Origin of the sequence: Streptomyces sp. NPDC006207, from assembly GCF_040613835.1 — a bacterium.
Taxonomy (GTDB): Bacteria; Actinomycetota; Actinomycetes; order Streptomycetales; family Streptomycetaceae; genus Actinacidiphila.
Window position 1 is genome coordinate 48,043 of sequence record NZ_JBEXSX010000017.1, and the last position, 23,302, is coordinate 71,344.

General features: G+C 72.3%; 19 protein-coding genes and 1 pseudogene. 11 read left to right on the top strand and 9 right to left on the bottom strand.

Annotated features, from left to right (window positions below; genetic code table 11):
- Window positions 1-183 precede the first annotated feature (183 nt).
- The gene (locus ABZ312_RS16110) at window positions 184-453 is read left to right on the top strand and encodes a hypothetical protein (RefSeq protein ID WP_500437915.1); all 270 of its coding nucleotides are present in this window, start codon (window positions 184-186) and stop codon (window positions 451-453) included.
- Window positions 454-552: 99 nt separating this feature from the next.
- Here the strand turns inward: ABZ312_RS16110 and ABZ312_RS16115 are convergent, their stop codons facing one another.
- From ABZ312_RS16115 to ABZ312_RS16140, 6 genes are all read right to left on the bottom strand, one after another.
- On the bottom strand, window positions 553-1,575 hold the full coding sequence (locus ABZ312_RS16115) for a cytochrome d ubiquinol oxidase subunit II (protein WP_500323538.1): 1,023 nt from the start codon (window positions 1,573-1,575) through the stop codon (window positions 553-555).
- Entirely contained in the window at window positions 1,575-3,005 is a 1,431-nt protein-coding gene (locus ABZ312_RS16120; RefSeq protein WP_500323536.1) for a cytochrome ubiquinol oxidase subunit I, read from the bottom strand. The genes ABZ312_RS16115 and ABZ312_RS16120 overlap by 1 nt, the downstream gene beginning before the upstream one ends.
- A gap of 206 nt (window positions 3,006-3,211) precedes the next feature.
- Window positions 3,212-4,240 (bottom strand): LacI family DNA-binding transcriptional regulator, encoded by a 1,029-nt coding sequence (locus tag ABZ312_RS16125; protein ID WP_500323534.1) that lies wholly within the window; start codon window positions 4,238-4,240, stop codon window positions 3,212-3,214.
- A gap of 50 nt (window positions 4,241-4,290) precedes the next feature.
- Window positions 4,291-5,133, bottom strand: coding sequence for an ATP-binding cassette domain-containing protein (locus tag ABZ312_RS16130; protein WP_500323709.1), 843 nt, complete (start codon window positions 5,131-5,133; stop codon window positions 4,291-4,293).
- Window positions 5,134-5,186: 53 nt separating this feature from the next.
- Entirely contained in the window at window positions 5,187-6,182 is a 996-nt protein-coding gene (locus ABZ312_RS16135; RefSeq protein WP_500323532.1) for an ABC transporter permease, read from the bottom strand.
- A gap of 5 nt (window positions 6,183-6,187) precedes the next feature.
- Entirely contained in the window at window positions 6,188-7,189 is a 1,002-nt protein-coding gene (locus ABZ312_RS16140) for a sugar ABC transporter substrate-binding protein (protein WP_500323531.1), read from the bottom strand.
- 260 nt (window positions 7,190-7,449) lie between these two features.
- Between ABZ312_RS16140 and ABZ312_RS16145 the strand changes: the two genes are divergently transcribed.
- The 8 genes from ABZ312_RS16145 (at window position 7,450) to ABZ312_RS16180 (ending at window position 20,764) form a co-directional block, all read left to right on the top strand.
- Complete coding sequence (locus tag ABZ312_RS16145) at window positions 7,450-8,463, top strand: carbohydrate kinase family protein (RefSeq protein WP_500360532.1); 1,014 nt, start codon at window positions 7,450-7,452, stop codon at window positions 8,461-8,463.
- Window positions 8,464-8,592: 129 nt separating this feature from the next.
- A complete protein-coding gene (locus ABZ312_RS16150) occupies window positions 8,593-11,007 on the top strand; it encodes a glycoside hydrolase family 32 protein (RefSeq protein WP_500323528.1) in 2,415 nt (804 codons plus the stop codon).
- 439 nt (window positions 11,008-11,446) lie between these two features.
- On the top strand, window positions 11,447-14,758 hold the full coding sequence (locus ABZ312_RS16155; protein ID WP_500437917.1) for a LamG-like jellyroll fold domain-containing protein: 3,312 nt from the start codon (window positions 11,447-11,449) through the stop codon (window positions 14,756-14,758).
- A gap of 140 nt (window positions 14,759-14,898) precedes the next feature.
- Entirely contained in the window at window positions 14,899-15,990 is a 1,092-nt protein-coding gene (locus tag ABZ312_RS16160) for an ABC transporter substrate-binding protein (protein ID WP_500323526.1), read from the top strand.
- A gap of 94 nt (window positions 15,991-16,084) precedes the next feature.
- Window positions 16,085-17,698, top strand: a complete 1,614-nt coding sequence (locus tag ABZ312_RS16165) for a sugar ABC transporter ATP-binding protein (RefSeq protein ID WP_500437919.1) — start codon at window positions 16,085-16,087, stop codon at window positions 17,696-17,698.
- Window positions 17,691-18,659, top strand: a complete 969-nt coding sequence (locus ABZ312_RS16170) for an ABC transporter permease (protein ID WP_500323524.1) — start codon at window positions 17,691-17,693, stop codon at window positions 18,657-18,659. Before ABZ312_RS16165 ends, ABZ312_RS16170 begins: the two co-directional genes overlap by 8 nt.
- A complete protein-coding gene (locus tag ABZ312_RS16175; protein ID WP_500437921.1) occupies window positions 18,656-19,684 on the top strand; it encodes an ABC transporter permease in 1,029 nt (342 codons plus the stop codon). The genes ABZ312_RS16170 and ABZ312_RS16175 overlap by 4 nt, the downstream gene beginning before the upstream one ends.
- A 63-nt stretch (window positions 19,685-19,747) precedes the next feature.
- On the top strand, window positions 19,748-20,764 hold the full coding sequence (locus ABZ312_RS16180; protein WP_500323520.1) for a LacI family DNA-binding transcriptional regulator: 1,017 nt from the start codon (window positions 19,748-19,750) through the stop codon (window positions 20,762-20,764).
- On the opposite strand, the gene ABZ312_RS16185 is transcribed toward ABZ312_RS16180, so the two are convergent.
- The gene (locus tag ABZ312_RS16185) at window positions 20,758-21,141 is read right to left on the bottom strand and encodes a hypothetical protein (RefSeq protein WP_500437922.1); all 384 of its coding nucleotides are present in this window, start codon (window positions 21,139-21,141) and stop codon (window positions 20,758-20,760) included. The genes ABZ312_RS16180 and ABZ312_RS16185 overlap by 7 nt on opposite strands.
- Here ABZ312_RS16185 and ABZ312_RS16190 point away from each other — a divergent pair.
- Window positions 21,137-21,352: pseudogene (locus tag ABZ312_RS16190) on the top strand (ATP-binding protein); the annotation flags it as partial. The gene ABZ312_RS16185 and the pseudogene ABZ312_RS16190 sit on opposite strands and share 5 nt — an antisense overlap.
- 10 nt (window positions 21,353-21,362) lie before the next feature.
- Here the strand turns inward: ABZ312_RS16190 and ABZ312_RS16195 are convergent.
- Window positions 21,363-21,785, bottom strand: a complete 423-nt coding sequence (locus tag ABZ312_RS16195) for a transposase (protein ID WP_500323518.1) — start codon at window positions 21,783-21,785, stop codon at window positions 21,363-21,365.
- Window positions 21,786-21,903: 118 nt separating this feature from the next.
- Between ABZ312_RS16195 and ABZ312_RS16200 the strand changes: the two genes are divergently transcribed.
- Entirely contained in the window at window positions 21,904-22,665 is a 762-nt protein-coding gene (locus ABZ312_RS16200) for an SDR family NAD(P)-dependent oxidoreductase (RefSeq protein ID WP_500323517.1), read from the top strand.
- 19 nt (window positions 22,666-22,684) lie between these two features.
- On the opposite strand, the gene ABZ312_RS16205 is transcribed toward ABZ312_RS16200, so the two are convergent.
- Window positions 22,685-23,266 carry a TetR/AcrR family transcriptional regulator gene (locus tag ABZ312_RS16205; protein ID WP_500323516.1) on the bottom strand — a complete coding sequence of 194 codons (582 nt, stop codon included), beginning with the start codon at window positions 23,264-23,266 and terminating at the stop codon, window positions 22,685-22,687.
- Window positions 23,267-23,302 lie beyond the last annotated feature (36 nt).

Here is a 23,302-nt window from a genome sequence, read left to right on the forward strand (position 1 = left end):
CCGGTGGGCCCGGCCGGCGTGCCCGCCCCAGGGGGTACGCCGGCCGGGCCGCGGTCATCACCGGATGCGTTCCCGCCGACCGGATCACCGGTACGGCCATGCCCGGGGACACCGGAACACGGGGCGCGCGGTCCCGGCGAGCGGGAGCCGGCACCCCGACAGCGCCGCACCGCCCAGGCGCGGGTGGGCGCCGTCCGGAACAAGGCCGACCACGTCATCATGTGGGCCGGCACGTCCGGTGCCGTCACCCTGCCCGCGCCCCTGGACGCCCGCTCCACCGCCACCCACGCGCCGCGCGTCGGCCTCGGCACCTTCCTCTCCGGCAGCGTGCTGGCGCCGATGGGGCGTTCGGCCCGGGACTCGCCCCTCGGCGACGGCATGACGGCCGGAACCCGCGCCACGGTGCCCGCGGCCTCGGTCCGCTCGTCGGGGTCACGGAAGTGCCCGGTGTGACCCCGGCGAGACACGATCTCCCCGTCCGCGCGCGCCCGGGCCCGCCGGTGACCCGGCGCGCGATCGCCTCCCGTTCACGAGCACCGGGAGGACGTGCCCTCAGGCCCGCGGCTCGGCCGGTTCCCCTTCCGGTGGTCGCAGAGCGCCCCGGTTGGCGAGCCGGAAGAGGAGCGCGATGGAGGGGAAGATGAGGAGTCCGGCCACGACGGCGACGCCGATCGTCACCGCCAGCGTGGCCTGCGGGGCCGCGGCCTCGCCGATCTCCAGATGGGTGCCGAGGAGGTACGGGTACTGGGCGACGCCCCACCCGAGCACGACCAGGGCGACCGCGGCCGCGGCGAGCCCGCGCAGGAACCTCGTCCGCTCACGCCACACCATGACCATGGTCGCAACCCCGCAGAGCGCCGCCAGCAGCACCAGCGGCAGGGCGCCGTGGCTGAGGCGGCGGAACAGGTGCGGCGAGTCCTGCCGCAGGACGAAGACGCCGGCGATGCTGACGGCCCCGGTCAGCACGGCGGCGCACAGGGCCCTGCTGCGGAAGTGCCGCTGCAGGGTGTGGTCACGCTGCTGACGGGCCGCCACGTACAGGTAGGCGGCGGCGAGGTAGGCGCAGACGAGGACGGCCAGCACGCCGCCGAGCACCGAGGTGGGGTTCAGCCAGCTCGTGACGGCGTTCCCGTTGCCCGCCGAGGGCACGCGCCCGGAGGCGATGCCCCCGGCGATCGACCCGAAGCAGTACGGGGTCAGGACGGACGACGCGGCGAAGGCGACCCCGTACACCCGCTGCTCGGGGGTGCGCAGTGAGGCCTTGCGGAAGGCGAAGCCGGCGCCGCGCAGCACGATGCCCAGGACGGCGATGCCCAGCGGGACGTAGAGGGTCGTGGTGATGGCGGTGAACGCGGCCGGGAACCCCGACCAGAGGAAGACCAGGCAGTAGACGAGCCAGGTGTGGTTGGCCTCCCACACCGGGCCGACGGAGGTGTCGATCAGGTGCCTGGGGCGCCGGCCCCGCTCGGCCCCGCCCGCCGTCAGGTCCCAGAAACCGGCGCCGAAGTCCGCGCCGCCGAAGAGGCAGTACGCGATGACGCCGAGGAAGAGGAAGGCCGCGACGGCTTCCGGCATCACTCCTCCGTCCCGGCTCGCGCGCCGACGGGTTCCGGACCGCTGCGCGGACCGTAGGGGACGTCCACGCTGTCGTCGTCCCCGGCCTGCCAGCGCCGTTTCATCGACAGCAGCACCGTCACCGCGCCGGCGCCCACGGCCGCGTAGATGACGACGACCGACCCGAAGAACGGCCACAGGTTGCCCTGGGTGGTCACCGCGTCGCGGGTGAGGAGGTGGCCGACGACGGTCCACGGCTGGCGGCCCAACTCCGTGACCATCCATCCGGTCTCCAGGCAGGCCACGGCGGCGAGCCCGCTGACCGCGCAGCAGCGCAGGAACCACCGCTGCCGTTCAAGGGAGCGCCGCCGCCACCACAGCCAGAGGAACCACACGACGAGGGCCAGCAGGGCGAAGGACAGCCCGACCATGACGTCGAAGGCGAGGTGGACGGTGCTGACGATCCGGTCCGAGGGGCGTACGTCCGCGGGGATCGCTTCGAGCCCCTTGATCTCGGTGGACGGGTGGAATCCGGCCAGCAGGGAGGCCATGTCCGGTACGGGGAGCCCGTACCGGACCTCGCCGTCGACCAGTACCCCGCCGAGCGTCTCCGGGACGTGCGTGCCGGTCCGCGGCAGCAGCTCGACCGCGGCGAACTTGGCGGGCTCGGCCTGGTACACGTACCGGGCGATGGTGTCGCCCACCACGACCTGCAGGGGCAGCGCGACGGCGGCGGTGACGAAGCCGATGAGGAACCCGGTGCGGTGGTAGCGGGACGTACGGCCCCGCAGCATGCCCACCGCGTAGACGCTCGCCACCGCGAAACCGGCGACGATGTACGCGGCGAGCAGCATGTGGAGGAACTCCCACCGGAACGCCCCATTGAAGAAGACCTCCGCCGGCCGGACGGCCACGGTCTTCCCGTCGCGCATCGTGAAGCCGCCGGGCTGGTTCATCCAGCTGTTGGCCGCGATGACGGCGGCCGCGCCCCCGATGCTGGAGAGCGCCACCGGTACGCCCGTCCAGAAGTGCGCCCACGGCGACAGCCGGTCCCAGCCGTAGATGTAGAGGGACACGAAGATCGCCTCGAGGAAGAAGAACAGCCCCTCGATGGCGAACGGGAACCCGAAGGCCGGGCCGTACCCGCGCATCAGGCCCGGCCAGAGGATGCCGAGCTCGAAGGAGAGGACGGTGCCCGTGATCGCCCCCACAGCGAAGAGCACCGCGGCCACCTTCGACCAGCGCCGCGCCAGCAGTATGGCGTCGGCGTCCCCGCGGCGCAGACCGCGGTGGTTCGCGATGAGCATCAGCGTGGTGAGGGCGACACCGAACGGCACCAGGATGATGTGGAAGCCCAGGGTGAAGGCCATCTGCTGACGGGCCGGCAGCAACTGCGCCGGATCACCCGCCGACCCGAGGCCCTGCGCCAGCTCCTGCCAGGCCCCCGTCATCGCCCGCACCGCCGGTCAGCAGGGGGCTTCCGGCCTGGGCCCCCCGTGCACGCCACCGCCATCACATCGACCACGACCCTTTCGTGACAGGACGCTCACCCTAGGTCACGACGATCGGTATGGGCGGGAATGCGCACTGCGGGCGGGGGCCGATGACCCATTCGGTGGGCGCGGTCCGGCCGGTCCCCCGGCGCGGCGCCCGGCGGTCAGCGGGTACGGGCGGGCGGGGGCAGCTCCCCCGAGCCACGGGGGACGAGCCGGGTCTCGACCAGGAGGGTACGGGCCCGGGTGCGGTCGCCGTCGAGGCGTTCGAGGGCGGTGGAGCCCGCCAACTCGCCCATGGTGACCGGATTCTGGGCCACGACGGTGAGGGCGGGTTCGAGGATGGCGGCCATGGGGACGTCGTCGAAGGCGACCACCGCGACGTCCTTGCGCCCGCCGCGGGAGAGCTCGGTCATGACCCCGATCGTCATGACGTTGTTGCCCGACAGCAGCGCGGTCGGCGGGTCGGGCAGGGCGAGCAGCCGGGCCGTCGCCTCGGCGGCGCCGGCCGGGTCGTGCGCGTCGGCGACGAGGGCACGGTCGTGGGGCAGCCCCGCCTCGGCGAGCGCGGCGCGGTAGCCGGCGAGCCGCTCGCGACGGGTGTACAGCCGGGCCGGGAGGTCGCCGATGAACCCGATCCTGCGGTGCCCGCCGGCGATCAGGTGGGCGACGCCCTCCTGCGTCCCGGCCCGGTTGGAGCTGACCACGGTGTCGGCGGTCAGGCCGTTGCCGGGCCGGTCGAGGAAGACCACCGGCAGCCCGGCGGCCCGGTGGGACTTGAGGTGGGCGTGGTCGGCGCCCACCGCGGGCGCGACCATGAGCACGCTGACCCGGCGGGCCAGGAAGGTGCCGATCAGCGCGTGCTCCCGCTCCGGGTCGTCGTCCGACGAGCCCATCAGCAGCGTCAGTCCGTGCCCGTGCACGGCATCCTCGATGCCGCCGGCGACGGCGCCGAAGAACGGGTTGCCCAGGTCCGGCACCACCAGGCCCACGGTGGTGTCGGGGCCGCCCACCCGCATGCTCCTGGCCATGAGGTTGGGCTGGAAGCCGAGCTTCGCCACGGCTTCCAGCACCCGCCTCCTGGTCTCCGCGGAGCTGGGACCGTCCTCGTTCAGCACCCGGGAGACCGTCTTGGCACTGACACCCACCTCGCGGGCCACGTCGGCGAGGGTCGGTCTGCGGGTCGCTGTCATGGACCACCTTTTCTCCGGATGTCGGCCCCGCGGATGCCGGGGTCCGTCGGTCAGCTCCCCCCGACCCCTGCGGCCGAGGCTGCGTCACTGTCCGCCACGACCGTACCGCCGTCCGGTCGCACGCCGAGCGCGCCGGTCATGATGGCCACCACCTCGGCCATCGAGTAGTCCGACGGCTTGATGACGGCCTCCCGCCTGCCCAGCCGGTGGACGTGGACGCGGTCGGCGATCTCGAAGACGTGGGGCATGTTGTGGCTGATGAGGATCACCGGGATGCCCTTGTCCCGTACCCGGCGGATGAGGTCGAGGACCTGTCCGGACTCCTTGACGCCGAGGGCGGCGGTCGGCTCGTCCATCACCACGACGCTGCGCGCCCAGGCGGCCGCGCGCGCCACGGCGACGGCTTGGCGCTGGCCGCCCGAGAGCGTCTCCACCGGCTGCGTGATCGAGCCGACGCCGACCTTGAGCGCGGCCATGTGGTCGGCGGCCTGACGGCGCATCGCCTTCTTGTCCAGCAGGCGGAGCACCGAGCCGAGCACGCCGGGGCGGCGGATCTCGCGGCCCAGGAACATGTTGGACGCGATGTCCATGGACGCCGCGACGGCGAGGTCCTGGTACACCGTCTCGATGCCGTGCGCCCGCGCGTCCTGCGGCCCGGCGAACCTGATGGGCCTGCCGTGCAGCCGGATCTCGCCGGCGTCCGGGACGAGCGCGCCGGTGAGCGCCTTGATCAGGCTGGTCTTGCCGGCGCCGTTGTCGCCGATGACGGCCAGCACCTCGCCGGGCATGAGGTCGAAGTCCGCGTGGTCGATGGCGGTGACGTGCCCGTAGCGCTTGACCAGCCCGCGCGCGCTGAGCACGGGTTCGGGCCCGGTGGCGGGCGCCGGGGCCATTGGTGCGGGGGACGCCGGGTCCTGGGGGGCCGGGTCCTGGGGGCCGGAGCCGGTCATCGGGTCCCCTTTCGCGAGAGCTGGTCGACGGTCACCGCGAGGATCACCAGCACGCCGGTGACCAGCGTCTGGTACACGGAGGAGACGCCCATCAGCTGCAGGCCGTTGCGGAAGACGCCGACGATGAGCACACCGACGAACGTGCCGAGGACGGTGCCGCGGCCGCCGAACAGGCTCGTGCCGCCGAGGACGACGGCGGTGATGCTGTCGAGGTTGTCGGTCTGCCCCGCCTGGGGGTCGCCGACCCCGGTCCGCGACACCAGCAGCAGGGCGGCGATGCCGTAGACCAGTCCGGCCACCGTGTAGACGCCGACGGTGAGCCGGGAGACCCGGATGCCGCTGAGCCGTGCGCTCTCCGCGCTGTTGCCGAGGGCGTAGACGTGGCGGCCCCAGGCGGTGCTGCTCAGCGCGTAGGCGAAGCCCAGGAAGAGGGCGATCGTGACCAGCGACCCGTAGGTGACGTCGGTCCTGCCGAGCGGGAAGGTGCGGCCCAGCGCGGTGAGCGGTTCCGGGAGGCCGGTGACGGTCTGTTCGTCGGAGTAGATGTGGGTGAGGGCGAAGGCGACGTTGAGCATGCCCAGGGTCACGATGAACGGGGGCAGCGGAACCGTCCGCACCAGCAGCCCGTTGACCAGCCCGAACGCTCCGCAGACCAGGATGCCGAGGGCGATGGCGAGCAGCGGCGGCAGCGGCCCCTGGACGGCGAGTTTGGCGATGAGGATGCCGCCGAAGGCCATGACCGCCCCGCACGACAGGTCGATGCCGGCGGTAAGGATGATCAGCGTCTGGCCGATGGCGAGCGTGCCGACCACCATGACCTGCTGGAGGATCAGCGAGAAGTTGCCGCCGGAGAGGAACTGGTCGGTGGCCAGGGAGAAGAACACCGAGGCGAGGACGAGGGCCGCGAACGGTCCCGCGGCGGGCGCCGTGAGGAACCGGCGCAGCGCGGCCGGTTCCCTGCCCACGGCGGGGAGCGAGGTGGATGCGGTCACCGGGCTCAGCCCCAGCAGTTCTGCAGGCCGAAGCCGGTGTCCTTGGACTCCGCGCCCGTCTGCGCCTTGTCGGTGATCAGGGTGACGCCGGTGTCGGTGTAGCCGCTGGTCTTCTTGCCGTCCTTGGCGAACGCCGCCACCGCCTTGACCCCGTCGGCGGCCATCTTCAGGGGGTACTGCTGGGAGGTCGCGGCGATCTTGCCGTCCTTGACCGCCTGCACGCCGGTGCAGCCGCCGTCGATGGCGACGATCGTGACGTCCTTCTCGCGGCCCTTGGCCTTGATGGCGGTGTACGCGCCGAGCGCCGCCGGCTCGTTGATCGCGTAGACCAGGTTGATGTCGGGTGCCTTCTGCAGGCAGGTCTCCATGGCGGTCTGGCCCTTGGCCTGGTCGCCGCCGGTGTCCTGGGAGCAGACGATCGACGGGTCGGAGGCACCGACCCCGAACCCCTTGATGAAGCCCTCGTGGCGCTGCACGCCGACCGACACGCCGGGGGCGAGGTCCAGCGTGGCGATCTTCGGCGTCTTGCCGGCCATCGCGGCCTTGGCGTACGCGCCGATCAGCTCGCCTGCCTTCACGTTGTCGGTGGCGAACAGCGCGTCGGCGGCGTCCTGCGGCTCCGGAGGGGTGTCCAGGGCGATGACGAGCACGCCCTTGGCACGCGCCTTCGCGATCGCGGGGACGATGGCCTTGGAGTCATTGGGGGTGATGAGCACGCCCTTGACGCCGGCGGCGACCATGTTCTCCAGCGCCGTGACCTGACTGGCGTTGTCGCCGTCGAACTTGCCCGCCGCGGTGGTCAGTTCGACGTTCTCGCTCTTGGCGGCCTGCTCTGCGCCCTGCTTCATCTTGACGAAGTAGGGATTGGTGTCGGTCTTGGTGATCAGGCCGACCTTCACCTTGCCCCCGGACGGGGAGCCGCCGCCGGAACCGGAACCGCACGCGGCCAGTGACAGGGCGAGGCCGGCGGCACCGATGACGAGGACCGGACGGGCTCTACGGGACATCTGCGACTCCTACGGGAAGCAGTGAGCGGGGAAAGCCGTATGGCGCTGCGTTCGGCGAAGGATCTCGCCAGGAGAATGCCAACGTTGACACATGTCATCGTTGACACCGCATGCGGAGGATGATGGACTCCCGCTCCGGCAACGTCAATGCCTTTGCCGAGGAAGCCCGTTGGCAGCACGTGGCGCCCGCCCCCGACACCCCGCCCGGGCCACCGCCGGGGCCGGCCCACGTCCCCGCTCCCACCTGGAGGAACCACCCCATGCAGCCGCGTCAGGTCACCGTGCTCGGAGAGTGCGTCGCCGATGTCTTCCCCGCACCCGGGCACGGGGCGGCCCCGTCCGGTGCGCACGGCCGCTCCCCGGACGGGTCGCATGAGCTGCGGCTGCGCGTCCTGCCGGGCGGCGGTCCGGCCAACACCGCCGTGGGCCTGGCCCGTCTCGGCACGCCGACCCGGCTGCTGGCACGGCTGTCCGGGGACGTCTTCGGCCGCCTGTTCCGCACCCATCTGCTGGCATCGGGTGTCGACCTGTCGGCGGCCGCGGACGCTCCCGAACCCAGCACGCTGGCGGTCGCCGACGTCGACGGCGACGGGCAGGCCGCGTACTCCTTCCACGCCGAGGGCACCGCGGACTGGCAGTGGACGCGCGAGGAGCTGAGCCGGGCCGCACTCGGCGATGCGGCCTGCGTCCACTCCGGTTCGCTCGCCCTGGTCAGACGACCGGGCGCCGTCCTCGTGGAGGAGGTGCTGGCCGGGGCACGGCAGCACGCGACGGTCAGCATCGACCCCAACGTCCGGCCCGCCCTGGTCGATCCGCGGGTCTACCGGGACCGGATCCGGACGTGGTGCGCGACGGCCGACATCCTCCGGCTGAGCGAGGACGACCTCGCCGTGCTGGCCCCGGGCACCACGCCGGAGGCGGCCTGTGACGACTTCCACGCGTCGGGGGCCCGCCTGGTCGTGGTCACCCTCGGGGCGCGGGGCGTCCTCGCCTCGCTCGACGGCCGGCGGGTCTCCGTGCCCGGTGTGCCGGCGCGGGTGGTCGACACCGTCGGTGCCGGGGACTCCTTCACGGCGGGGCTCCTCCACCACCTCGGCGGCCGCGGGCTGCTGGGTGGCCGGCTCGACCGGCTGCGGACCGACGACGTCGTGGCGGCCTGCGCGTACGGGACGCGCGTGGCCGCGCTGACCTGCGCCGTCGCCGGGCCGAACCCGCCGTGGGCCCACCAACTGGAGCCGGATGCTGCCGATCTGACAGGCCGTCCGACCTCATGAGGGGCCGCAGCCGATCCTGCACGGGGCGTTGACGGGCTCCCGGCAGGGGCCCATCATCGGTCATCGATCGGATGTCAGCGATGACATGTGTCAACGATGACATCACCGGCGTGCAGAGAGTGGGTTCACATGCGTCGAAGAGTCGGGGCGCTGCTCGTCGCCCTGATCGCGAGCCTGGCCGCGTTGCTGCCCGGCACCCCCGCGGTCGCCGGGACCGTGGGGGAATACCCGGAGTTCCCGTATCCGGCGACCACCTACAGCGAGCCGTTCCGCGGCCAGTTCCACTTCAGTTCGCAGTCGGGCTGGATGAACGACCCCAACGGCCTGGTGTACGCCAACGGGCTCTACCACTTCTTCTACCAGCACAATCCGCACGGCCTGGCCTGGGACACCATGCACTGGGGCCACGCCACCAGCCCGGATCTGGTGCACTGGACCCAGAAGCCGATCGCGCTCGAACCCGGCGTCCACCCCGGCACGCTCTTCTCGGGCGGCGGCGTCGTGGACAAGGACAACACCTCGGGGCTGAAGACGGGCTCCCTCGACCCGATCGTGGTGTTCTCCAACACCGACGGCGTGAGCGTCTTCTACAGCAACGACGACGGCCGGACCTTCCAGGCCTACGACAAGGGCCGCAAGCAGATCGAGATCCCCGCCGAGAGCCGTGACCCCAAGGTCTTCTGGGACGCGGCACGCCACCGCTGGGCCATGGTCGTCTGGTCCAACGAGGGCGGCAACGGTGTGTCCGTCTACACCTCCCCGAACCTCCTCGACTGGACCTTCGCCAGCCGCTTCAAGGCACCGTGGCTCTTCGAGTGCCCCGACATGTACCCCCTGGCCCTGGACGGCAAGGCCGGGCAACAGCGGTGGGTCCTGACCTCCGCGTCCGGTCAGTACGTCGTCGGCTCCTTCGACGGCACGACCTTCCGCACCGACTGGACCGGCCCGCAGCAGATGGACCTGGGCACCACCTTCGCCGGGGGCACCTTCTACGCCGCCCAGACGTTCACCAACACGCCCGACGGCCGCACCGTGCAGATGGCCTGGCAGGGCGGCAACCGCGGCAGCACCTGGACGGGCAACTCGACCTTCCCCGCCTCCCTCGGCCTGGTCAGCACCCCCGACGGACCGCGGATCACCCGGACACCGGTCGCCGAGCTGGCCTCACTGGGCTCGGAGACCCGCAGCTGGAAGAACCAGACGGTCAACGCGGTCAAGGACGACAACCTCTTCGGGGGCATCAAGGCCGACACGTACGAGATCACCGCCCAGTTCGACGTGAAGGGCGCGACCGCCACGCAGTTCGGCTTCGACCTGCACGCCCGCTCCGACGGGACGGCCGACGGCAGCGTCGTCTACGACACCAAGGCGCAGACCCTGCGGGGCAAGCCGCTCAAGCCGCGGAACGGCAAGGTCACGATGCGGCTGCTGGTGGACCGGGGGCAGTTGGAGACGTTCGCCGACGGCGGGCTCTACTCCCTGTCCGACAACGTCGACTTCGACTCCGCCGCGGACAGCCAGGGTATCCGGCTCTTCGCCGTCGGCGGCAAGGTGAAGCTGGACAGCGCGACCTTCACCCGCCTCAACACCAGCTGGGGCACGGCCCAGTCCACCCTGGAGAGCAACCTCAAGGGCCCGTGGCACGCCGCGGGCGGGGCGTGGACCGACGTCAGCGGCGGCAAGCGCGCCTCGACCGGCGGCGACGGCTTCTACCTAAGCGCCGGCAGCGGCGGTGACGCCGTCTACCAGGGCGACCTCACGCTGGACACCGCGCAGGCCGCGGGCCTGACGTTCCGCGCGAACGCCTCGGGCGCGGGCTACACGGCGAACATCGACAGCAGCGGCGTCCTCAAGCTGTGGCGCCCGGGCCGGGACATCGCGACCTACGCCACCCCGGTCACGAAGGGCCGCACCTACCACCTGAAGGTGCAGACGAACGGCTCCCGCATCCGGGTCTGGCTGGACAACGGCACCGACCCCGTCATCGACGCCACCGACGCCGCCTACACCACCGGCGTGTTCGGGGTGAACGTCTTCAACGGCACGGCGACGGTGCAGAACCTCAACACCGGAACGGCCGGTTTCTCTGCCTTCCCCGCCGGCCGGTGGATCCCGCGGGGCGGGACCTGGACGGTCACACCGTCCGGGCTGAGGGGGAGTTCGTCCCAGGACGGCTTCTACCTCAGCGACCGCACGGGAGGTGACTTCACGTACGAGGGCGACCTGTCCGTCACCAACGGCACGGCGGCCGGGCTCACCTTCCGCGCCCGCGACGACGGCGCCGGCTACACGGCGAACATCGACTCCAGCGGCGTGGTCAAGCTGTGGCGGCCGGGCCGGGACATCGCGACCTACGCCACCCAGATCGTCGAGGGCCGCACCTACCACCTGAAGGTGCGCACGGACGGCTCCCGCATCCGGGTCTGGCTCGGCGGTGGCGCCGACCCCGTCATCGACGCCACCGACGACACCTACGCGGGCGGGTTGTTCGGGGTGAACGGCTTCGCGGCCAACACCCTGGTGCAGAACCTGACCATCGGCTGACCCGCCGGCTGACCCATCGAGGACCGCTCCGGGGCAGGCTTCCGTGCCCGGCCCCGGGCGGTCCTTCCATCGCGCCGGTTTCCAACGTTGAACACGTTCCGGTTCGCCATGAGGGCGCCCCGCATCACGCCAACACACCCCAGTTGGAGGTCACTTCACGAAGGCCCGTCCGGCCCCTTGATCCCGCTCCGCTCTGCGCCGGAGCGGGCACAGGTGGCGTGCGCGGCACGTTCTCCCATGCCCGTACGGCCCGTTGACGAGCTTCTACGCGAGGTCTGGACAGGGCGGCGGCGCCCTGCTTTCATGCTCTCCGCGCCGAAAATTTCCAACGTTGTACAACCGCGTTTCCGGCGCGTAGCGCTCTTGGTCCCAGGCACCGCACACTCCTGACCCGCAACTTTCCCGTCAAGGCGTCGACGACTCCCACGGAAGGTGCACCATGAGTCCTGGCCGACGACGTACTCACCGCTTTGCTCGGTTCACCGCCCTACTGGCACTCCTCCTCGGTGCGGCCCTGCTGACGCCCTTCCCGGCGTCCGCCCGGCCCTCCGCCACGACCGACGTCCCCACCGACGTCACCGCCGCCTCCGCCGACGCGGGCCTGCGCGGCGACTACTACCGGATGTCCAGCGGCACGGCCCTGGACTTCGCCCGGTACACCGGCACCCGGATCGACAGCTCCCTCCACGTGGACGACCTCCTGCCCACGCTGCGGGCCTACGCCGGCACGACGGACAACGTCGCCGTGCGCTGGACGGGCCGCCTGGAGGTGCCCGCCGACGGCACGTACACCTTCTACATCAAGGGCGACAACGGCTTCCGCATGTCCCTGGACGGCGCGAGCGTGATCGACCACTGGACCACCGACTGGGACGTCCAGACCACCTCGCAGCCGATCACCCTGACCGCGGGCCTGCACGAGCTCGCCTACGACTACAACCAGGGCAACGGCGGTGCCTACCTGCACACCGAGTGGTCGGGGCCGGGCTTCGACCGCCGCCCCGTACCGGACTCGGCGCTGCACCTGCCGGCCGGTTTCGCCGCGGCGGACGCCGATGCGTCGGTGGCCACCAGCGGCCGCAGCGCCACCGTCGAACTGGGCTCCCGCGTGACCGGCCTCCCCGTGGACGCGGCCCCGCACCTCGCCCTGCTGTCCGGCGGCACCCGCTGGTCCGCCACCGTCTCCCGCGACCCCAAGCACCCCACCCGGCTGGTCCTGAAGCCCGCCGAGGCCGACTCCCCGGTCTCGCTCAACGCCGACGTGCGGATCAGTTACGACGGCAAGGGCGGCATCACCACCGCCGACGGCGACCTCGGTCCCTTCTCGGTCATCGCGCGCAACGAATCGACCTGGTACTTCCAGACCAGGTGGGCCAAGGACGTCTCCCCGTCCCGCCCGCTGCCCGACTACCCGCGGCCGCAGCTGACCCGCAAGCAGTGGAAGAACCTCAACGGGACCTGGCAGTTCCAGCCGACCGCGCAGGACGCCGCACTCCCCCAGGGCAAGCTGAGCGGCAGCATCGTCGTCCCGTACCCGATGGAGTCGGGACTGTCGGGCGTCGCGCGGCACCACGACTGGTCGCTGTACCAGCGCACCTTCACCGTCCCCGACGACTGGCGGGTCCGCTCCGGCAACCGGCTGAAGCTCAACTTCGGCGCCGTGGACTACGAGGCCTGGGTGTACGTCAACGGCCGCGAGGTGGCCCACCACACCGGCGGTTACCAGGCGTTCACCGCCGACGTCACCGACGCCCTGGCCGGGCGCGGTCCGCAGACCCTGCTGGTGAAGGTCAAGGACACCACCGACGACCGCTACGCGCTCGGCAAGCAGTCCCGCAACCCCAGCGGCATCTGGTACACGCCGAGTTCGGGCATCTGGCAGACCGTGTGGATGGAGCCGGTCCCCGAGGCGTCGGTCGACTCGCTCGTGCTGACCCCGGACGTCGCGGACTCCTCGCTCGCCGTCACCGTACGGCCGGGCGCGGGCACCTCGCCGGGCGCGAAGGTCACGGCCACCGCGTACACCCGTGACGGTCGCAAGGCCGGCTCGGTCACCGGTGCCGCCGGGACCGCCCTGCGGCTGCCCGTCCCCCGCGCCCACCTGTGGAGCCCGGACGACCCGTACCTGTACGACCTCGAGGTCACCCTCACCGACGGCCGCGGCAAGGACCGCGTCGGCTCCTACTTCGGCATGCGGTCGATCGAGGTGTCCCCGGCCGGCGGCACCAACCGGATCAAGCTCAACGGCAAGCCGGTGTTCGTGCTCGCCACCCTCGACCAGGGCTTCTGGCCCGACGGCCTCTACACCGCGCCGACCGACGAGGCCCTGAAGTACGACCTCGTCCAGCACAAGAAGCTCGGCTTCAACGCGGTCCGCAAGCACATCAAGGTCGAGCCCGCCCGCTGGTACTACTGGGCGGACAAGCTGGGCCTGATGGTGTGGCAGGACATGCCGAGCCGCGGCACGGCGGCCGCCGGCACCCCGGAGACCCAGACCTTCGTCGACCAGGTCCACCAGATCGTCGACCAGCACATCAGCACCCCGTCCGTCCTGGTGTGGACGCTGATGAACGAGGGCTGGGGCGAGTGGAGCAAGCAGGCCACCGGCGAACTCGCCGACGCCGTCAGGGAGCAGGACCCCTCGCGCCTGGTCGACGCCCACTCCGGCGTCAACTGCTGTGCCTCCAAGGGCGATTCCGGCCGCGGTGACCTGATCGACTTCCACGACTACCACGGCCCCGCCAGTCCGGCCCCGGACGACACCCGCGCCGCCGTCGACGGCGAGCACGGCGGCTACTCCTACCTCGTCCCCGGCCACATCCTGGGCACCGCGGGCGGCCAGGACTACGGCGACGCCGCCCACAGCAAGGAGGAACTGACCGCGGCCTACGTGGAGAACACGCGCAAGCTGCTCCGGCCGGCGGCCTGCGGCCTGTCCGGCTCGGTCTACACGCAGATCACCGACGTCGAGGGCGAGCTCAACGGCCTGCTCACCTACGACCGCGACGTGGTCAAGGTGATCCCGGAACAGGTACGGGACGTCAACCGGCAGGTCATCGCGGCCGGCGCCACCGCCGGCGGGGCCGACGTGCCGCCCGGCGCACCCGGACCGAACGGCGTCGGCTGGTGGCCGCTGCACGAGGGCTCCGGCACCGTCGCGAAGGACGTCGCCGGGGACCACGACGGCACCCTGACCGGCGGCACGAGCTGGACGACCGGCCCGAACGGCGCCGCCCTGCAGTTCGACGGCCGCACCGGATCGGTCGACACCGGCGCCACCGTCCTGGACACCGACCGCCACGACTACTCGGTCGCCGCCTGGGTCCGGCTCGACGACAAGGGGCACTTCAGCACCGCGGTGTCCGTCGACGGCGACACCAACAGCGCCTTCTACCTGCAGTACTCGCAGGCCGACAAGCGGTTCGCGTTCAGCTTCGCCGGGAGCCGGGCCCTCGCGGGCACCATCGGCGAGCCGGAGGCCGGCCGCTGGTACCACCTGGTAGGCAGCTACAGCCACCGCGACGGCCGGCTGCGCATCTACGTGGACGGCGGCGAGGCCGGTTCCGTCCGCGGTTGCAACGCCGAGGGGCCCTCGGGCCACCTGGTGATCGGCCGCGGCAAGTACGGCGGCAACCTCGTCGACTACTGGGGCGGCGCGATCTCCGACGTGCACGCCTACGACCGCGCGCTGACCGCCGCCGAGGTGGCGTCGCTGGCCTCCGGCGAGCCCGCCGTGCCGGCGAAGCGCTGACCGAGTACCGACCACCTGAGCGGCCCGCCCTGGCACGGGGCGGGGCGGGCCGCCTCCCGGGCCGTGCCCCCGGGGCGACGGCGGCACCACCGCACCCCCCTGATCAGGTCGCACACCGCTCTCCGAGGAGTTGAACGTCCATGAGCACCTCCCGTTCCACCCGCTTCCTTGCCGTCGTGTGCCTCACCGCCGCGGCCGCCCTGACCGCCACCTCCTGCGCCAAGGAGGAGGGCTCCGGCAGCGCCTCCTCCGCCTCCTCCGAGGGCGCCCAGGTCGTGCAGTCCCCGACCGCGGCCACCGACGCCGCCGGCAGCGGCTGCACCCTGCAGACCTACGGGGCGGGCAAGCTCGACCTCAAGGACGCCGTCGTCGGCTTCTCGCAGTCGGAGAAGGAGGCGAACCCGTTCCGCATCGCCGAGACCCAGTCCATCAAGGACGAGGCGGCGAAGCTCGGCGTCAAGAAGCTGCTCACGACCAACGCGCAGTCACAACTGCCCAAGCAGATCAGCGACATCCAGGACATGCTCGCCCAGGGTGCCCAGCTGCTGATCGTCGCCCCGCTCAACTCCGACGGCCTGGAGCCCGCACTGCGCGCGGCGGCGGCCAAGCACGTGCCGGTCATCACCATCGACCGCAAGATCAACGCCACCGCGTGCAAGGACTACGTGGCCTTCCTCGGCTCGGACTTCGTCGAGCAGGGCAAGCGCGCCGCCGACCAGATGATCAAGGTCACCGGCGGCAAGGGCAAGGTCGCGATCCTGCTCGGGGCCTCCGGCAACAACGTCACCACCGACCGAACCAAGGGCTTCGTCGACCAGATCAAGGCGCAGGCCCCCGGCCTGGAGATCGTCGCCCAGCAGACCGGTGAGTTCGCCCGCGACAAGGGCCAGCAGGTGATGGAGCAGCTGATCCAGGCGAACCCGGGGATCACCGCCGTCTACGCGGAGAACGACGAGATGGGCCTCGGCGCGGTCACCGCGCTCAAGGCGGCCGGGAAGAAGCCCGGCGAGGACGTCAAGATCGTCTCCATCGACGGCACCCGCAACGCCGTGCAGGCGCTGGCGAACGGCCAGTACAACGGCGTCATCGAGTCCAACCCGCGCTTCGGGCCGCTCGCCTTCGCCACCGCGCAGAAGTTCTTCGCCGGCGAGGCCATCCCCGAGGACGTGATCATCTCCGACCGCGAGTACGACGCGTCCAACGCCAAGGGCTCGCTGGCCGGGGCGTACTGAGCCCCCGCGCCTGCCGCCCGGTCCTCCTCCCCGGCCGGGCGGCAGGCCCGTCCCTCCTCGGCTCCCGACACCGCGAACCCACGGAAGGCCCGCTATGGCACCCCCCGACGCGGCACCCGCCGCACCGCCGCCCGGCCCGGGCGGCCCCACCGCCCCCGCGGTGCTGGAGGCCGTCGGCATCGGCAAGCGCTTCCCCGGTGTGGTGGCGCTCGACGACGTCTCCTTCACCCTGCGCCGGGGCGAGATCCACGCGCTCGTCGGCGAGAACGGCGCCGGCAAGTCCACCCTCATCAAGGTCCTCACCGCAGTGCACCGCCCGGACGCCGGCGAGGTACGGCTCGACGGCCGCGCGGTCGCCTTCGCGCGGCCCTCCGACGCCCAGCACGCCGGGGTCACCACGATCTACCAGGAGGTCAACCTCGTCCCGCTGATGAGCGTGGCGCGGAACATCTTCCTGGGCCGCGAGCCCAAGAACCGCCTCGGTCTGATCGACTTCCCGCGGATGCACCGGGAGGCGGCCGCGCTGCTCGCGGGCTTCGGCGTCACCGCCGACGTCCGCCGCCCGCTCGGCAGCCTCGGGGTGGGCACCCAGCAGATGGTGGCGCTGGCCCGCGCGGTGTCGGTGCGGGCCAAGGTCGTCGTGATGGACGAGCCGACCTCGGCGCTGGAGCCGCGCGAGGTCGAGACGCTCTTCCGGGTCATCGGCGACCTCCACGACCGGGGCATCTCCGTCCTGTACGTCAGCCACCGGCTCGAGGAGCTGTACCGGATCTGCGACCGGGTCACGGTGCTCCGCGACGGGCGCCTGGTGCACACCGGCGACCTCGCGGACCTGGACCGGATGCAGCTGGTCGCGATGATGCTGGGCCGCGAGGTCTCCGAGGTGCGCCGGCACGGGCGGACCGGCTTCGGCGAGGACCACCACCCCGACCGCAAGGCGGTGCTCACCGCCGCCGGGCTGAGCCGGCGTCACGTCCTGGACGACATCTCGCTGGAGCTGCACCCCGGCGAGGTGCTGGGCCTGGCGGGGCTGCTGGGCTCGGGGCGCAGCGAGACCGCCAAGGCGCTGGCCGGGGCGCTGCCGCTGGACTCGGGATCGGTGACGGTCGCCGGGAAGCGGCTGGGCCGCCCCTCCCCCGCCGCCGCGATCCGCGCGGGCATCAGCCTGCTGCCCGAGGACCGCAAGGCGGAGGGCATCGTCCCGGGGCTGTCGGTGCGCGAGAACATCGTGCTGGCAGCCATGCCCCGGCTGTCCCGGGCCGGCGTCGTCTCACGGGCCCGCCAAGACCGCGTGGTCGAGATCTTCATGGAGCGCCTGCGGATCAAGGCCTCGGGACCCGAGCAGAAGGTCGGCGAGCTCTCCGGCGGCAACCAGCAGAAGGTGCTGCTGGCCCGCTGGCTCTGCCTGGAGCCGAAGGTGCTCCTCCTCGACGAGCCGACGCGCGGCATCGACGTGGGCGCCAAGGCCGAGGTGCAGGCGCTGGTGGACGAACTGGCCCAGGAGGGACTGGCGGTGCTGCTGATCTCCTCCGACATCGAGGAACTCGTGGAGGGCGCCGACCGCCTCGTGGTGCTGCGCGGCGGCGCCGTGGCCGGCGAACTGACCGGCGAGCAGGTCGGCGAGGGGGACCTGCTGGAGGTCCTCGCGGCCCACGCGCCCGCCGTCCGGGACGCCGCCGCGGCCGGGGAGGTGCGGCACGATGGCTGAGCTCTCCCCGGCCGTGCAGCGGGGCCCGGTCGGGCTCCCCTCCCCCGCCTGGTTCCAGGCGTACGGGGTGTACGCGGCGGTGGCCGTGCTGGTCCTGTTCAACGCCGTCTTCACCGACCACTTCCTGACCGCGGCCAACCTGCGCACCCAGCTCGTCCAGGTGGCCCCGGTGGTCATCGTGGCGCTGGGCATGGCGCTGGTGATCGGCACGGAGGGGGTGGACCTGTCGGTGGGGTCCGTCATGGCCCTCGCCGCGGCCCTGCTGCCGCTGTACCTGGGGTACGGACTGCTGTCCGCGCTGCTCATGGCGCTCGCCGCCGGGGCGGTGGTGGGCGCGGTCAACGGCACCTTGGTCGCGGTGGTGGGTCTGCAGCCCATCGTGGCCACCCTCGCGCTGTTCGTGGGCGGCCGGGGCCTGGCCCTGGTCCTCGCCGACGGGCAGCTCAAGCAGATCGCCAACCCGGGTCTGCTGGGCCTGGGCACCGACGACGTCCTGGGCGTCCCCGTGGTCGTGCTGATCGCCGGGGTGCTCGCCCTGCTGGTCGCCGGGGTCGTGCACCGCACCACCTTCGGCCGCCAGTTGGTCGCGATCGGCGGCAACCGCGCGGCCGCCGGGCTGGCCGGGCTGCCGGTGAAGCGGGTGCTGATCGGCGTGTACGTGGTGTGCGGGGTGCTCGCGGCCCTGTCCGGGGTGCTGGCCACCGCCCGTCTGACGGCCAGTGACCCGTCCACGCTGGGCACCCTGATGGAACTGTCCGCGATCACCGCGGTGGTGGTCGGCGGGACCCCGCTCACCGGCGGCTCCGTGCGCGTCCTGGGCACGGTCTGCGGAGCGCTGCTGATGCAGCTGCTGCGGGCCACCCTGGTCAAGCACGACCTCCCCGACTCCACCGCGCAGATGGCCCAGGCCGTCATCATCCTCGTCGCCGTCTACGTCGCCCGGGAGCGTCGATCCCGATGAAGTCACTCATCACGCCCCGCTCCGCCGGGGCGACGCCGGAGCCGCCCGCCGTGGCGGCGGCCCGTGCCGGGGACCGGCGGCGGCTGGCCGTGCTGGTGCAGCGGCAGGGCGTGCTCGCCGTCCTCCTGCTGCTGGTGCTGGTCTCCTCCTTCGTCTTCCCGTCCTTCGGAACCCTCGCCAACGCGCAGAACGTCACCGTCCAGGCCTCCTTCCTGGCGATCGTGGCGCTCGGCATGACCCTCGTCGTCATCACCGGCGGCATCGACCTGTCGGTCGGCTCGGTCTTCGCACTCGGCGGTGTCCTCGCGGCGTGGGCCTCGCAGTACGGGATGCTGCCGACGCTGCTGCTGCCGCTCGCGGTGTGCGGTCTGCTCGGCACCGTGCACGGTCTGCTGATCGCGCGGGCGGGGATGGCCCCGTTCATCGTCACCTTGGCGGGGCTGCTGGCCGCCCGGGGGCTGCTGCTGGCCCTGACCGACGAGGGCGCCGACACCTACCTGGTACCGCACGGTTCGGCCTTCGCCGAACTCGGGCAGGGCACGGTGGCCGGGTTCGGCCACCCGGTCCTGGTCGCGCTGGTGCTGTTCGCCGTCGGCGGGCTGGTGCTCCAGCGGACCTCCTTCGGGCAGTCGCTGTTCGCGGTGGGCGGCAGCCCGGACGCGGCCACGCTGATGGGCCTGCCGGTGGCCAGGACCCGCGTGCTGGTGTACACGATCAGCGCACTGCTCGCGGGGTTCGCGGGTGCCCTGAACGCCGCCCGGCTCTCCTCGGGCGTGACCATCATCGGCGTCGGCATGGAGCTGGACGCCATCGCCGCGGTCGTGATCGGCGGCACCCTGCTGATCGGCGGTGCGGGATCGGTCAGCGGCACCCTGTGGGGCGTCCTGGTCCTGGCGGTGATCCAGAACCTCATCAACCAGATCGGCTCCCTCAATTCCTCGTACCAATCGCTGGTCAGCGGCGGCTTCCTTATCGTGGTGGTCGTGGCCCAGCGGTATCTCGCGCGGGGACCGCGCACCACATGACCGTGCCGGTGCCGGTGGACCGCGCGCGGCCCTCCGGCACCGGCCCAACCCGGAGGGAGCGCCGTGGGCGTCAGCCTCAAGGACGTCGCGCAGCGCGCGGGAGTGTCCATCAAGACCGTCTCGAACGTCGTGAACGGCTACCCGCACGTCACACCCGCGATGCGCGCGCGGGTCCAGCAGGCCATCGACGAACTGGGCTACCGGCCCAACCTCACCGCCCGGCACCTGCGCAAGGGCCGCACCGGCATCATCGCGCTGGCCCTGCCCGAGCTCGGCAACCCGTACTTCGCCGAGCTGGCCGGCGCCGTCATCGACGCCGCCGCACGCCACGACTACACCGTGCTGCTCGACCACACCGCGGGCGAACGGCGCAAGGAGATCCTGGTGACCCAGGGCTTCCGCACCCATGTGATCGACGGGCTGATCCTCTCGCCGATCGAACTGGAGGCGTCGGACCTGCTCGCCCGGGACGACAGTTCACCCCTGGTGCTCCTCGGGGAGCGCGAGTACGACGCCCCGTACGACCACATCGTGATCGACAACGTGGCCGCGGCGCGCAGCGCGGTGCGGCACCTGGCGGGGACGGGACGCCGGCGGATCGCCTTCATCGGCGCCCGCAGCGAGGTCGCCCGGCAGCCCGCGCACCTGAGACTGCGCGGCTGGCGCGAGGAGCTGGCCGCCTGCGGGCTCCCGCACGGCGACGACCTCGTCGCGACCGCCTCCGGGTACGGCCGGGCCGACGGCGCCCAGGCGATGACCGACCTGCTGGACCGCGGGGCGCTGCCGGACGCGGTCTTCGCCTACAACGACCTCCAGGCCATAGGGGCCCTGCGGGTGCTCGTCACCCGGGGGCTGCGTGTGCCGGAGGACGTCGCGCTCGTGGGTTTCGACGACATCGAGGAGGGGCGCTACGGCACGATCACCCTGACCACGATCTCGCCGGACAAGAAGGCCATCGCCCGCCAGGCCGTCGACTGCCTCGTGCAGCGCCTGACCGGCGCGCCGGACGCCCCGCCGCGCCGCGTGCGCCCCGGGTTCGACCTGGTCGTCCGCGAGTCCACCCTGGGCCGCGGTCACTGACCCGCCGTGCGCGCCGCGCGGGCCAGCTCGGCGTCGTACTGTCCGGCGTCGAAGTGCAGTTCCGGCGGGGGCCGCGTGAACGGCCCCCGCCAGGCGGTCCACTCCACGACGGCGCCGCTGCGGCGCACGTGGACCGACAGGTGACCGCAGCAGCCGCCGGTGCACTCGGGTTCCCCCAGCTCGACGCGACCGCCTACGACGGTGGCGGCCAGCGGGCCCGGCCGGCCCGGCGGCAGCGCCCACGCCGCGAACGGACCGCGCCCGCCCGGTCCGAGCAGTTCCGCGACCAGGTCCTCCCCGTCGACCAGCAGCCGCAACCGGGCGACGGCGTACCGGCCGTCCGGCGGCAGCACCTCCAGCCCGAGCCGGTTGAACATCGGCCGTCCGCTCCCCCCCGGCCTGGTATCGACCCTCACCGAACCCTTCCAGCGCGGAACGGTACGCGTACGCACCGACGAGCACGCCGGCGTCGGCCTCGGCCTGGCCATCGTGCAGAGCATCGTCCGCGCCCACGACGGGACCCTCGACCTGGCCCCCCGCCCCGCCGGCGGTCTCCTCGTCACCATTCGGCTTCCCGGCACGCCGTAGGGCCCGGCGGTCACACCGTCCCGGCGTCCGAGCCCGTGATCGTCCGGCTCGGCGAGGAGACCGCCGGGTGGCTCCATCCGGAGCTCCCCCTCCTCCTCGCCCTGGCGGCGCGCTGATGCGCCCGGCGGTCGGCGGAGTCGGCGTCGAGGTCCCACGTGATCAGATCCGTCGCCTCCGCCCGCTCCTGGAGCTGGGTGAAGATCCGCTGCCACGTCCCGTCCCGCTGCCAGCGGTGGAACAGGTCGTACACCCGGGCCCACGATCCGTACTGCCCTGGCACGTCCCGCCAGGGGACCCCGGTGCGGACCCGGAACCGTATGCCGTCGATCAGTTGCCGCCGGGTCCATATCGGCGGCCGACCGGCCTTCTTGCCCTTCGGCAGCAACGGCTCCAGCACAGCCCACTGCTCGTCCGTCAGATCTCCACGCGCCACGAACCAAGATCATCTCATACCTTTTCTTTACCAACCGTTCGTTCCAGATTGTGTTAGCCTCCGATGACAGGCGGGACCGAGCCCGCGGAAACCCCCTCGACACACGCATGGAGCGCACATGTCCCACCGTCTGGAATCCAAGGTCGTCATCGTCACCGGAGGAACATCGGGGATGGGCGCCGCCTTCGCCCGGCGCGCCGCGTCCGAGGGCGCGACCGTCGTGATCGGCGCGCGCGACAAGGCCCGCGGCGAGGCGACCGTGGCCGGGATCGAGGCCGCGGGCGGCCGCGCATCCTTCCTGCCGACGGACGTCACCGCCGAGGACGACGTCGCCCGTCTCGTCGACTACGCGGTGACCGAGTTCGGCGGCCTGCACGGGGCGTTCAACAACGCCGGCGGCGGCGACAACCAGCGCACCTTCGGCACCACCGACGCGGCCTTCTGGCACCACATGATCGCCACCAACCTGACCAGCGTCTTCTACAGCCTCAAGCACGAACTCCCGGCGATCGCCGCTTCGGGAGGCGGGTCGATCGTGAACAACGCCTCGACGGCGGCCGTGGTCGGCGACGCGGGCATGCCGGCCTACGTGGCCGCCAAGCACGGCGTGGTGGGCCTGACCCGCTCCGCGGCGCTGGACTCGGCCAAGGCGGGCGTCCGCGTCAACGCGCTGGTCACCGGGCTGATCGACACCCCGCTGTGGCGTGCCGCCGTCCAGGCCTACCCCGGGATCGAGGACCGGTTCCTGGAGCGGATCCCCGCCGGACGGGCGGGCGCGGAGGCGGACGTGGCCGCCTTCGCCGCCTTCCTGCTCAGCGACGAGAGCAGCTTCGTCAACGGCGCCGCGCTCGCGATCGACGGCGGCTTCACCGCGCAGTGAGCGGCCCGGCGGGCTCGGGTCAGCCGAGGGCGTCCAAGGCGGCGTCGACGACGGCCGTCAGCGCCTCCCGGTCGGGATTGACGGCCCCCATGACCCGCAGGCCGTGCATCGTGACGACGAGGTACCGGGCGAGGTCCCGCGCGTCGCGCTTGCCGGACACCTGGCCGTCCGCCTGCGCCTCCGCGACGACCTGGGCCAGCGCATCCTCCAGCAGCGCGGTCGTCGACTCCACGTGCGTGGCGACCCGAGGATCGTGCGCGACGCGCTCCATGGCCGCGCCGACGATCAGACAGGCCCGCCGGCTGCCGTCGCGCGCGATCTCGTCGACCGCCGCGACCAGGACCTCGCGCAGCAACTCCCGGCCGGGCGCCCCGGCCCGCAGGGCCTCGACCAGGGGCAGGGCGTACCTCTCCCGGTAGCGGTCCATGGCCGCCAGGTACAGCCCCTCCTTGCTGCCGAAGGCCGCGTACAGCGAACCGCGCCCCACGCCGGTGGCGTCGACCAGGTCCTGCACCGACGTGCCCTCGTAGCCCTTGCTGCGGAAGGCGTTCATCGCGGCCTCCACGGCCCTGTCGGTGTCGAACTCCCTCACGCGTGCCATGAGCCGGAGTATACGCCTATCAGGAACGAACGGTCC